Below are 10,875 nucleotides of genomic sequence, written 5' to 3'. Positions count from 1 at the left end.
AATATGGCTCGGCGGGACGCATACCCAGCTGTGCCTGTGGCGTGGCGAACAAGCCTTCACCCACGAAATGATGAGCGAGGGCACCCACGATCAGAATATCCGACGCCTGTGCTTGCAGTTGGTCAACCCTGACGATCAAGCCGCCGTCGCCAGCATTGAGGCCATTGTGCGCGAACGCCTGAAAGAAATCGGCAAGGAGGGCGAGTTTTATCCGGCTGAGGAAGCGGACACTCATCAATAAGAAAAGGGGCGCGACCATTCATGGCGCGCGCACCGCCTTCGCCGGATACGGGCGGCAAGAACGATCAAGGTTTATTCCTGGAACGAAACGCCGCCACCTTCATCCGGTTGCCGCAGGTCGCCATGCTGCACCAGCGGCGGCGGTGTGATTTGCTCAGGTCATGGAACAGCAGCACGCAGTCGTGAGCCTCGCACTGCCGGACGTATTCAAACTTATCGTGAGTGACCAGGCCCACCAGCGCCTCGGCCACCGGCCCAAGCAAGCTGGCCGGACTGCTGTCCCGAGGATAAGTGGCCGCTCGAAATGCCTTCTTCTCCTGTTCCCATTCCAGCCGGCTCACCGGCTGCCCCGCTTCAAGCACCTGGTTGATCAGCGCAGGATCGACGGGAACGCCTGTCATTGCGGCATTCACTACCGCCCTTGAACTCGCGCGAAGCGTGCGCGCGAGCGCCAGCAGCCCACTCGGAGCCTGCAGTTCAACGTGCTCGGACAACAGCCCCGCTTGCGTCAGCCAGCTCATGACGCTGTGATCATCGACGAAGCAGTCATGGCGCTGATCACCCACCCCGTACTCGGAGTTAATGAAATCGAGGGCAAGGTTGTCAGCCAGAAAAAGTGCGCCTGAGGCAGTGCTGTTCGGATTCATGGGGCAGCCTGTAACCAATAAATTATGTTTGACAGGTTACCAAATCCGGGGATAACCTTCAAACACCAACTTTAACGGTTACACAGGAAGCCACATCATGACTCCATCCAACGCCTCCCTGGCCGCTGCCGGGCTCGCTGCCTCCTTGCTGATGAGCGGCGCTGTCCATGCCGACAACACAGTGCATTACCGCTATGAGCAGGTCGGTGCCGTCAAGGTGTTCTACCGCGAGGCCGGCGACCCCAGCGCGCCGACCGTGTTGCTGCTGCACGGCTTCGCCGGTTCATCCTTCATGTTCCGCGAACTCATGCCCGAGCTTGCCGACCGCTATCACGTCATCGCGCCAGACCTGCCGGCCTTCGGCTTCACCCAAGGCCCTCCACGCGGCGAATACGCCTACACCTTCAGCCAACTGGCCAAGACCATTGGCCAGTTCACCGAACAGCTCAAACTCGATAAATACGCGCTGATGGTCCACGACTACGGCGCCCCCGTGGGCTGGCGCATGGCCAGCGCCCATCCGGAGCGGGTGACCGCGATCATTTCCCAAAACGGCAACGCGTACGAAGAAGGCCTGGGCAAAGGATGGGCGCCTATCCAACGCTACTGGCAGGCCCCGACCCAGCAAAACCGTGACGCCCTGCGCGACTTCCCAACCCCCGCCTCGATCAAGTGGCAGTACCTGGAAGGCGTGTCCGACCAAAGCGCGGTTTCACCCGATGGCTACACCCTGGAAGGGCTGCAGGTATCCCGGCCGGGCAATGCCGACATCCAGCTCGACCTGTTGCTGGACTACGCCTCCAACGTAGCGATGTACCCGGCCTTCCAGGCGTACTTCCGCCAGTACCAGCCACCGCTGCTCGCGGTCTGGGGAAAGAACGACCCATTCTTCGTGCCGGCCGGCGCCGAGGCGTGGAAGCGCGATATTCCCAAGGCGGATATTCGTTTTTATGACACCGGGCACTTTGCGCTGGAAACCCATGCCAAGGAGATCATTCCAGTGATACGGGCGTTCCTGGACAAGAACCTGCGGTGACCAACGCAACCCCTTTGTAGGCGCGAACTGGCTCGCGAAGAACGTCAACGGTAACGCCGCGACGCAGGTCTCACGCGGCGCTCCGAGATTCTTCGCGGGCCAGTTCGCGCTTACGGGTGGAGGAGGGGACCGATGAATTGCCTGGTTCACCTTCAAGTCATCAGTTTTGTTGAGCGCCAGTGGCTGCTCTGGAACGTCGTAAATACTTGTAGACGGTAGCCCGGGATAGCGTTAACAGTTCGCAGATGTAATGGGTTGCATGTGCAGGATGCGCAAATTGCGAAGTGCGCCATGGCCTCATTGGCGCACGAGTGGACAGCGAACCGATTGGACGGGGTTTAAATGATGAAGCTTGACCCATCAGGAGTCAGTAAGGCTCCGGCGATTCAATGGGAGGCCCATGCGTGCCTGCCATTGATTCCCGGACAGGATATGTCGCGCCTGAACAGGTACCGAGAAGCCGGCTTTCATCATGTCTCGATCAACGTGGGCATGGACATGACCCCGTTTGAAACCGTGATGCGAACGCTTGCGGGTTTCAGGAGCTGGCTCGCTCAACACCCTGAAGACTTTGTCCTGGTCGCCAGCGTTGACGATATCTACCATGCGCACACGTCTCGAAAGCTCGCGGTCTCCTTTGACCTCGAAGGTTCCAATATGCTGCGGCAGGACCCTGCGATGGTGGCGCTGTTCGCAAGCCTAGGGGTTCGCCAAATGTTGCTTGCCTACAACCGCGACAACAGTTGTGCTGGCGGCTGCCATGGCGCAGGTAGCGGATTGACCACCCTGGGACGCAAGGTCGTTCAGAGTATTAATACAGCGGGAATTGTTATTGACTGTTCGCACGCCAGCAAACGCTCAAGTCTTGAAATTATGGAAATTTCACAGCGCCCCGCGATTTTCTCCCACACCAACGTTAAAGCGGTTTTTGATCACCCGCGAACAATCGATGACGAACAAATATTAGCCTGTGCGGCTCAAGGTGGCGTCATCGGACTTACAGGCCTAGGCATATTCCTGGGCGACCCATCGGCCTCCGTAGACGCTTACGTTCGACAAATCGACTATCTGGCAGAGCGCATCGGGACAAGCCATATCGGCATAGGTTTGGATACCGAGTTGTACCCCGAGCACAAAGATTTGCCGGAAGGTGAAGACGAGAACGACTGGTGGCCGATTGAGCACTATGGCCAGATGAACGGACATGTTCAGTTGCAGCCCGAGACCCTGGGTGAGGTCGCACAGAAATTGACGCGCTTGGGTTATTCAGATGCGGATATCCAAGCGATCTACGGCAATAATTTCATGCGTATTGCAGAGGCAACCTGGCCAAATTCTGTGCTCGAAAAAACGTTTACACGCTGATCAAGGCCTCAACCCCTACCTTGCATTCTTCCAGACGCTTGTAACGTCTCAACACCTGTGCTCCACTAACTTTACAGATAGTAGGTTGTAGGTATGCAAGTGAAAAACACAAAGATCGTCGCCGACAAGAGGACCTCAGGTCGTCTGCCGAAGCCCGAGCGGCGTCAGCAACTGCTCGAAACGGCGCGTGTGATCGTTCGGGAGGAAGGTGCGGATCGACTGACGCTGGGCCACCTGGCAGTGTGCGCAGGCGTTTCAAAGCCTGTGACCTACGAGCATTTCGAGACCAGAACCGGTCTTTTGATTGACCTCTATCGTTGGATAGACACCGAACGTATTACCGCGTTTCGCACGCTTATGGCTCAGGAAAATCGACCGGCGAAAGACACTGTATTGGCTTTGGCTAAAGCCTATCTGGCCTGCGGAACCGACCAGGGTGACGAATTTCATGCTGTCGGCGCGGCGCTTGCAGGAAGCGATGAGAAAGCTGGCGTGTACCAAGAGTTGGTTGACGCGGTGATCGAGATGTTCGTGGAAGTCCTACGGCCTCACTCAAGCGTTCGCCTGGAATCGCTGGCATTGGCCTGCGCGGCACTGGTTGCGGCGGGAGACGCGCTGACATGCGCCGTTACACGTGGAAATTGCTCCGTTGCCGAGGCAGAAGAGATGTTTTCGACTCTCATTGGAGCTGTAGCCCAGGACAAAAGGTAAGAAGAGGTGCCGCTATGGAAATGTCGAACGTCAGGCTTGCCCGGGTCACGCGCAAAGATAGGGACGAGCTTCTCCACGCGAATCGGGAAAGCCTTGAATATCATGGCCGCTGGGTACAGCCGTTCACGACCGCTTCAGGGTTCGAGGAGTGGTATTCGGCACACATTACGGGCGCAAGCGTTGGGCTGGTGGCCCGCGATAGAGAATCCGGGCACATTGTGGGAGTCACCCATCTAAGCCAGATCTTCTATAAAGGATTTCAAAACGCCTATCTCAGTTACTGGGGCATGGCTTCGTTTGCCGGGACTGGAAGAATGTCCCAGGCGGTGGGGTTGACAACGAGGTATGCCTTTGAGGAATTAGGGCTTCACCGTATCGAAGCCAATATTCAACCTGAAAATGTGCGATCAATAGCACTGGTCAAACGTCTCGGATTCACGAAAGAGGGGTTTTCTGCGAAATACCTTCAGATCGGCGGAGTCTGGTGTGATCACGAACGCTGGGCGCTCCTGGCCGATTGATGCCTGCGGTGAGAGGCAACAAACGGCCTGGCGTCTCAGGAACGGCCTAAGGTATCAAGCGTGTCTCGCGTAGTTTGTCGAACACGTCGAAAAATGCCTGATCGCTCGCCTGGTAGGCGGTGAAGCCCATGGCACGGCTTTTCGACATGTCCGTGACCACTTCGATGGGTCGACCCAGGTCCGCATCGGTATGCCATGGGGATATCAGCCGACCGATATCGGATTCCTTCAGCCCGAATTGCGCGACCATTTGCGTCCATACGGCTTGGTCGTCAGCCATCTGCCCGGCAAGGGGGGAGGGTGAAGCGGGATAATCGGCGGCAGGCACGTCGAAGTATTCGGCAATTCGGCTCCACATCCATTTCCAACGAAAGACATCGCCATTCGTGACGTTAAATGCCTGATTGGCCGCAGCCGGCGTAGTGGCCGCCCACAATTGTTGTTTGGCCAACTGCCGGGCATCCGTCATGTCAGTGAGGCTGTCCCACTGCACTGTTGATCCGGGAAATACAAAAGGGCGATGGGTCTGTTTACAAATCGAGGCATAGACAGCGAGGGTGGTGGCCATGTTCATCGCGTTGCCTACAGCAACCCCGGTGACCGTATGGGGGCGATGAACGCTCCAGGTAAAGCCGTCCTTTTCAGCTGCGGCGAAGAGTTCGTCTTCCTGGGCGTAGTAGAAATTTTCGATGTCCAGACGACCCTGATCCTCGCGGAACGGTGTTTGCGGAAGGCTGCCGTTACCATAGGCTTCGAATGGGCCGAGGTAGTGTTTCAGCCCCGTGACCAGCGCTACGTGTTCAACGCTCCTGGCTGGACGAATGGCGGCCAGCACGTTGCGAACCATGGCCGCATTGACACGAATGTTCTCGGCTTCCGTGGCTTGCCGTGACCATGTCGTAATGAACACATGCGTGGGCTTCAAACCCGCGAGCGCGTGTTCCAGCGAAGCGGGATCCTGAAGGTCTGCCGCCACGGGGATCACGCCTGGCGCTTGCGATGGGTGCCTGGACAGCGCGGCGACCTGCCAGTTGTTGTCGATTAATAACTGAGTGATGGCGCTGCCGACGATGCCGCTGGCGCCGACGACCAAAGCTGTTTGGCTCATATGTTTCTCCTGGATTCAGGTTTGGGAGTCCGCCTGAGTGACAGAGGTTCAACCTGATCTGATCCGCAGGGGCATCAAAATCGCGGCTCCAAGCGGCTACTGCCTACCGGTCTTGATGTTGACGACATTCTTTCTGGGCGGCTCGCCAAACAGCCGCTTATATTCTCGACCAAATTGATTGGCACTTTCATAGCCGACCATTAAGGCCGCTTCTGTCACATCGCAATCTTCAACCAGCATCAGGCGTTGCGCCTCATCCAAACGCAGACGCTTCTGATATTGCAAAGGGCTGAGTGTCGTTATTTTTTTAAAATACTTGTATAAAGTGGAAGGCGCCATATTCAATGTCCCGGCCAATTTATCTACCTGCAACGTTTCCCGGTAATTTTCCCGCAGCCACATGATCGCCTGATCAATTTTATTGTTTTGAGAACCGACTGTATTCAAAAGTCGAAGTTGATGTCCAAAGGGTGTTGTGAGCAGTCGGTAGTGAATTTCTTGCGATATTAGCGCTCCTAATGCCTTGGCGTGCTCTGGCTTATCGAGTAATTCAAGCATTCTTAAAAAAGCATCAAGCAATTCCGGGCTGAGTTCTTGTACCGCTGCGCCAACGGCAATGTCGTGATTATATTCAGTCGGCGCTGGAATTCTAGCAGCTAATGCAGCGATCAAAGGCCTGTCAAGATCCAGGGAAACTGACAGGTAGGGCCTCTCGGAAGTCGCTTCCAGGAGACAACTGGAGACGGGCATGTTCACGCCGGCGATAAAACATGTGTACTCCCCGAATGAAATATCATTGACACCCATACGAACCCACTTCCTCCCCTGTACTGCGATAATAAGTATCGGCTTGTAGAAGTGGGGTTTTGCCGTATCTGAATGGTCATAGCGGTGCAGCGTAAAACCCTCGATAGGGGTTGGGAAGCGGCCCTCCTCAGTGAGAAGCCCACGAATCATATCCCTGAGCGCCACTCGGCCATCTTCAGCCGCAAAACGATAGTTTTCCGCCAATTAGGGCCTCCTTTGCAGGCACAGTGGGGTAAGACCCATATTTACACATTGTCATACGAAATTATGACACATGCAGAAAGCGCAGCGTGTTGGAAAAATCCACACGTAGAGGATCAGGCAGTAATCGTGCAGAAACGTGACTATTGTCTTTTGCCGGACTTTGAGAACATGGCTAACTTGAAAATCACCTGGCCACGTACTTTAATTCATAAACTCATAATCACCCATGCACTAAAATTCGGACTTACTCATATGCCAAGCGCTAATATCGAATGTAAAAATTACCCGGCACTTCCTCCCGCAGTGGGGCCCTATTCGCATTCAGTAAAAAATGGCCACACGCTCTATCTGTCAGGCTTTACTGCATTCGGCACTGAGGCTCAAGGGCAAAGTCTTGAAAAACAGGCCAATGCTATTTTGCAGCAGATTAAAACGGTTGCAGTCGAGGAGGGCACCGATATGTCTGCACTCTTGAAAGTGACTATCTTCATCACCGACTTCAGCCAGGCCGGCGAACTGCGCAAGGTGCTGGCGCAGCACTATGATGGGCATCTCCCTGCCAGCTCCCTGGTCGAGGTTTCCAAATTGTTTTCCCCGGAACTGAATATCGAAATTGAAGCTATTTTCGGGATATAACAGGCGGTAGAGGCGGCGTTGCATGTTGGAGCAGCGTGCAACCCGCCTCAAACTGGCCATGGAAATGTGTGATACGTGGGGGTCAAGTCCACCCTGGCGGATGGACCTGAATGCGCGGGCCTTTCGATGCTTTAGCCAGCGTTTTCCATACTTCGCTGCGGATAAAGCGCTCGCCAATGTGAGATTTGCTGTTGGATGTTCCAATAAATGATGTGCTCGTAGAGTTTTTCCACAAAATCCACATCGAATCCAGTGTCGACGGCCCACTCGCGGCGGTCCTGCAGCATCGCCGCCACCCGTTCCGGCGCGGGGATCGCTTGTTCGTTGGCCTTGAAGCGCACGGCGGCCTTCACGTAACCCAAGCGTTGTTGCAGTGACTCCAGGATCTGACGGTCGAAAAAGTCGATGCCCGCGCGGATGTCGGTGAGGCTTTCGCACGCCTCGGGGGTTTTCAGTGACGACATAGTGTTTGTCTCTAATAAAGGGTTCGTTTCAGATGACGTCGAAGCGTGGACACGCCAGCCGGGCAGCGGTGGGCGGCTGTTCATGGGCGCCTTGACGCGCACGGGCGGCGCCAGTGCCCCAGGCGTTGCTGTCACGCTCGGCGATGACCTCATCAATCAAGGCGTCGATCATGCAGTTGTCGTGATGATGGGGCGTGGTGATCAAGTGCGCGGTGCCACCGGAGATGGCCAGGCAATACTTTTTCGCGATGCTTTCCGACGGGCAGGGAAACACCACGGTGATGGAGTTCTCGTTGCGCCATGCATCGATGCCGGCTGCCTGGAAGCGATCCACGGCATATTGCGCCTGGTCCAGGCAGTGGCGGACACGCTGGCGCCAGTCGGCGAACGAGTGGCTGCGCAGTGCCGCCCACATCATCAGCGGCGTGTGGCCATTGCGTGAGCCGCTGATGGTTTTGTCATGGGCCAGGATGTAGTCGACTTCCACGCAGATGAGCGCCACGTTCTTGCGCTTGGCGACCACGATGCCGCACGGGATCGGCGAACCAATCATCTTGTGCCCGGACACGCAGATCGAATCGATGCCGTCGGCAAACGTGAAGGGTTGCGGGTGGTCGACGAAGGGCAGGATCATCCCGCTCAGCGCCGCGTCGGCATGCAGGTAGTAGTCACGCCGGGCAATGCCCGCCAGTTGCAGCCGTTGCTGGATGGTCGCGATATTGTCCACCGCGCCACGCATCGTCGTGCCGATATTGGCGAAGATGATCGGGTGACGCTCCTGGTCGTCGGCGATCTTGAGCATCAGGTCGTCGTAGTCGATCTCGCCGTTGGGCAGGGATTCGACGGCGCGGCATTTGATGCGCAGCAGCTTGACGATCTTGGCCACCGAGTAGTGGGTTTCCCTGGAGTAATACAGGGTGCCGTCAGGGAACAGTTCGCGGGCCAGGTAGCAGCCGAACATATTGCCTTCGGTGCCGCCATTGGTGACGTAGCCCCAGCTGTCTTCGAGCGCAATGTCGAACAGCTCGGAGAAGTACGTCATCACGTCCTTTTCAAAGTCGAACGAGTTCAGCACATAGTTGCTGTACTCGTTCCAGTCCCCGCAATTGTTGATCGAAAACTGCAGGAAACGGTGCAACTGAGAGTAATCGAAATCGGCGGATTCGGGGTAGCCGATGTTGAAGTACTGATGGGTCACGCAGTGCTGCCAGAAGTGCTCAAGCCTGCTTTGGTCGGCCGTGGATAACGTCATCTCTAACTCCTTTTAAATCGACTGGGCGAAGCGGCCCGTTCAGGCCGCTTTTTGCCGCGTGTCCACCAGCGACCACCAACTGGCGAGCGTGGGCGAGTCGGCCAGCTCTTCAAAGGTGACGGCGATTCCACGCGCCTTGAGTTCGGCGGCAAGTTTCATCACTTGCAGGGAGTCGAGGCCGTAGAAAATCAGGTTTTCCTCGGGGTCCAGTGCTTCGCCGTCTTCGATCAATTGCAATACGCGGGTTTTCAGCCAGGCGCGGGTGGTTTCCGCCGTCAGCAGTTGGCGCAGCTGTTTCTTGTCGATCTTGCCCACGGCGGTGAGCGGCATGGTGTCGATCAGCCGGATGCGGTCGGGCAGTTTGTATTCGGCGATGCCCAGTTCCATCAGGTGGCGACGCAGGGCGGGCGGCTTGAGGTTGGGATTGCACGAGACGACGAAGGCGCAGCTCTTTTCCCCCAGTGCGGCGTCGGGCATGGCGACCAGACCGGCGTGGGTGACGTCGGGGTGCAACACGATGAGGTTTTCGATCTCTTCGGAAGCGACTTTTTCGCCACCCCGGTTGATCTGGTCCTTGACCCGGCCGACGACGCGCAGGTCACCGCTGGGTGTCATTTGCACCAGGTCTCCGGAGTAGTAGTAACCCTCGTTGTCGAAGGCCTGGGCGTTCTGTTCGGGGCTCTTGTAGTAGCCGCAGAAGGTGTAGGGGCCGCGGGTAGCCAACAGGCCGGGCTCGCCGGGCGCTACGGGCACACCCTGTTCATCGACGATTTTGATTTCGTCCCCCGGGCTGATCGGGCGGCCTTGGGTGGTAAAGATTTGCTCGTCGGTGTCATCCAGGCGGGTATAGTTGATCAGGCCCTCGGCCATGCCGAACACCTGCTGCAGTTTGCAGCCGAGCACCCCGGGCACCTGGCGGGCCAGCGAGTCGGCGAACACGGCGCCGCCGACCTGCAGGAATTCAAGCGATTGCAGTTGTTCGGCGTGCTGCGGCGCGGCCTGCAGCCACAACGCGACGGCACTGGGCACCAGGGCGACGGTGTTGACTTCGTGGCGCTGGATCATTGCGAAGCAGGTCTGCGGTTCCGGGCTCGGCGCCATGATGAGGGTACCGCCTGCGTACAGCACGCCCAGGGCACCCGGGGAGCTGAGCAGGAAGTTATGCGCTGCCGGCAGGGCGCACAGGAAGCGTGTTTGTGCGGTCAGGCCGCACACCTCGGCACTGGTGCGGGCGTTGTAGTGGTAGTCATTGTGGGTGCGTGGGATGAGCTTGGGTGTACCGGTGCTGCCGCCGGACAATTGGAAGAGGGCCACTTCATCCGGTGCGCTGGGGGAGAAATCCACGGGGCTGTCGCTCGGGCTTTCGATCCAGGCAGCCAGGTCGTTGGGGGCATGCTGTTCGCCGAGGAACAGCGTGACCTCAGGGCTTGCGCCGACTTCGTTGAGGTCGGCGAGGTAGCCGTCATCACGAAACACTTCATGCTCACGGGAGGCGATCAACAGCTTTGGCGTGATTTGCCTGGCGTAGCTTTTAAGCTCCAGTTTGCGATGGCTGTAGAGCGCGTTGAGCGGCACGATGCCGGCCTTGAGCAGCGCGAACAGCACGATGTAGAACTCGGCGATGTTGGGCAGTTGCACCAGCGCGGTGTCGCCGTGGCCAAGCCCGCTGGCGGCCAGGCGCGAGGCGAGGTTGGAGGACAGTTGATCCAGCTCGCCATAACTGAAGCGACGCTCGCCGCAAATGATCGCGCAAGCCTGGGGCTGTGCCTGGCTGCTTGCCTGGAGCAGGTGGGTGAGGGGTTGATCGATCCAGTAGCCGTTTTCCCGATAGCGTTGTGCTCTTTCGAGGGGCCAGTGCGTGAATTCTAGGGTCATGAGGGTCAC

The 10,875-nt window shown here is 57.4% G+C and carries 12 protein-coding genes; 6 read left to right on the top strand and 6 right to left on the bottom strand.

Going from position 1 to position 10,875, the window contains the following annotated elements; translation table 11 throughout:
* Position 1 precedes the first annotated feature (1 nt).
* On the top strand, positions 2-241 hold the full coding sequence (locus BFP93_RS01670) for a hypothetical protein (RefSeq protein WP_256095147.1): 240 nt from the start codon (positions 2-4) through the stop codon (positions 239-241).
* A gap of 64 nt (positions 242-305) precedes the next feature.
* Here BFP93_RS01670 and BFP93_RS01665 read toward each other — a convergent pair whose 3' ends face one another.
* Positions 306-887: a CGNR zinc finger domain-containing protein gene (locus BFP93_RS01665; protein WP_065891691.1), complete on the bottom strand. Its 582-nt coding sequence runs from the start codon at positions 885-887 to the stop codon at positions 306-308.
* A 97-nt stretch (positions 888-984) separates the two neighbouring features.
* Here BFP93_RS01665 and BFP93_RS01660 point away from each other — a divergent pair, with 97 nt between their 5' ends.
* The 4 genes from BFP93_RS01660 to BFP93_RS01645 all read left to right on the top strand — a co-directional run bounded on the left by BFP93_RS01660 (position 985) and on the right by BFP93_RS01645 (position 4,520).
* Complete coding sequence (locus BFP93_RS01660; protein WP_065891690.1) at positions 985-1,923, top strand: alpha/beta fold hydrolase; 939 nt, start codon at positions 985-987, stop codon at positions 1,921-1,923.
* 342 nt (positions 1,924-2,265) lie between these two features.
* Positions 2,266-3,288 (top strand): membrane dipeptidase, encoded by a 1,023-nt coding sequence (locus BFP93_RS01655; protein WP_242522245.1) that lies wholly within the window; start codon positions 2,266-2,268, stop codon positions 3,286-3,288.
* 93 nt (positions 3,289-3,381) lie between these two features.
* Complete coding sequence (locus tag BFP93_RS01650) at positions 3,382-3,999, top strand: TetR/AcrR family transcriptional regulator (RefSeq protein WP_083203259.1); 618 nt, start codon at positions 3,382-3,384, stop codon at positions 3,997-3,999.
* A gap of 14 nt (positions 4,000-4,013) precedes the next feature.
* Complete coding sequence (locus tag BFP93_RS01645; protein ID WP_240996978.1) at positions 4,014-4,520, top strand: GNAT family N-acetyltransferase; 507 nt, start codon at positions 4,014-4,016, stop codon at positions 4,518-4,520.
* A gap of 46 nt (positions 4,521-4,566) precedes the next feature.
* Here BFP93_RS01645 and BFP93_RS01640 read toward each other — a convergent pair whose 3' ends face one another.
* The gene (locus tag BFP93_RS01640; RefSeq protein WP_065891689.1) at positions 4,567-5,628 is read right to left on the bottom strand and encodes an SDR family oxidoreductase; all 1,062 of its coding nucleotides are present in this window, start codon (positions 5,626-5,628) and stop codon (positions 4,567-4,569) included.
* Between the two features lie 96 nt (positions 5,629-5,724).
* On the bottom strand, positions 5,725-6,639 hold the full coding sequence (locus BFP93_RS01635; protein ID WP_218061228.1) for an AraC family transcriptional regulator: 915 nt from the start codon (positions 6,637-6,639) through the stop codon (positions 5,725-5,727).
* A gap of 126 nt (positions 6,640-6,765) precedes the next feature.
* Between BFP93_RS01635 and BFP93_RS01630 the strand changes: the two genes are divergently transcribed.
* On the top strand, positions 6,766-7,275 hold the full coding sequence (locus BFP93_RS01630; protein WP_256095146.1) for a RidA family protein: 510 nt from the start codon (positions 6,766-6,768) through the stop codon (positions 7,273-7,275).
* Positions 7,276-7,406: 131 nt separating this feature from the next.
* Here BFP93_RS01630 and BFP93_RS01625 read toward each other — a convergent pair whose 3' ends face one another.
* From BFP93_RS01625 to BFP93_RS01615, 3 genes are read right to left on the bottom strand one after another with little or no spacing between them, the layout of a single operon-like run.
* The gene (locus BFP93_RS01625; RefSeq protein ID WP_065891688.1) at positions 7,407-7,739 is read right to left on the bottom strand and encodes an isochorismate lyase; all 333 of its coding nucleotides are present in this window, start codon (positions 7,737-7,739) and stop codon (positions 7,407-7,409) included.
* Positions 7,740-7,767: 28 nt separating this feature from the next.
* Positions 7,768-8,991, bottom strand: coding sequence for a histidine decarboxylase (locus BFP93_RS01620; RefSeq protein WP_065891687.1), 1,224 nt, complete (start codon positions 8,989-8,991; stop codon positions 7,768-7,770).
* A 39-nt stretch (positions 8,992-9,030) separates the two neighbouring features.
* Complete coding sequence (locus BFP93_RS01615; RefSeq protein WP_065891686.1) at positions 9,031-10,866, bottom strand: (2,3-dihydroxybenzoyl)adenylate synthase; 1,836 nt, start codon at positions 10,864-10,866, stop codon at positions 9,031-9,033.
* Between the last annotated feature and the right edge of the window lie 9 nt (positions 10,867-10,875).

The sequence above is a fragment of the Pseudomonas sp. 44 R 15 genome (assembly GCF_900004965.1).
GTDB lineage: Bacteria > Pseudomonadota > Gammaproteobacteria > Pseudomonadales > Pseudomonadaceae > Aquipseudomonas > Aquipseudomonas orientalis_A.
This window is presented reverse-complemented; position numbering and strand designations above follow the sequence as displayed.

What these genes read in the sequence shown, in the direction of transcription:
- BFP93_RS01625 (WP_065891688.1), bottom strand. Translation starts at nt 7,739, where the DNA reads ATGTCGTCACTGAAAACCCCCGAGGCGTGCGAAAGCCTCACCGACATC.
- BFP93_RS01640 (WP_065891689.1), bottom strand. Translation starts at nt 5,628, where the DNA reads ATGAGCCAAACAGCTTTGGTCGTCGGCGCCAGCGGCATCGTCGGCAGC.
- BFP93_RS01620 (WP_065891687.1), bottom strand. Translation starts at nt 8,991, where the DNA reads ATGACGTTATCCACGGCCGACCAAAGCAGGCTTGAGCACTTCTGGCAG.
- BFP93_RS01655 (WP_242522245.1), top strand. Translation starts at nt 2,266, where the DNA reads ATGATGAAGCTTGACCCATCAGGAGTCAGTAAGGCTCCGGCGATTCAA.
- BFP93_RS01645 (WP_240996978.1), top strand. Translation starts at nt 4,014, where the DNA reads ATGGAAATGTCGAACGTCAGGCTTGCCCGGGTCACGCGCAAAGATAGG.
- BFP93_RS01615 (WP_065891686.1), bottom strand. Translation starts at nt 10,866, where the DNA reads ATGACCCTAGAATTCACGCACTGGCCCCTCGAAAGAGCACAACGCTAT.
- BFP93_RS01650 (WP_083203259.1), top strand. Translation starts at nt 3,382, where the DNA reads ATGCAAGTGAAAAACACAAAGATCGTCGCCGACAAGAGGACCTCAGGT.
- BFP93_RS01665 (WP_065891691.1), bottom strand. Translation starts at nt 887, where the DNA reads ATGAATCCGAACAGCACTGCCTCAGGCGCACTTTTTCTGGCTGACAAC.
- BFP93_RS01660 (WP_065891690.1), top strand. Translation starts at nt 985, where the DNA reads ATGACTCCATCCAACGCCTCCCTGGCCGCTGCCGGGCTCGCTGCCTCC.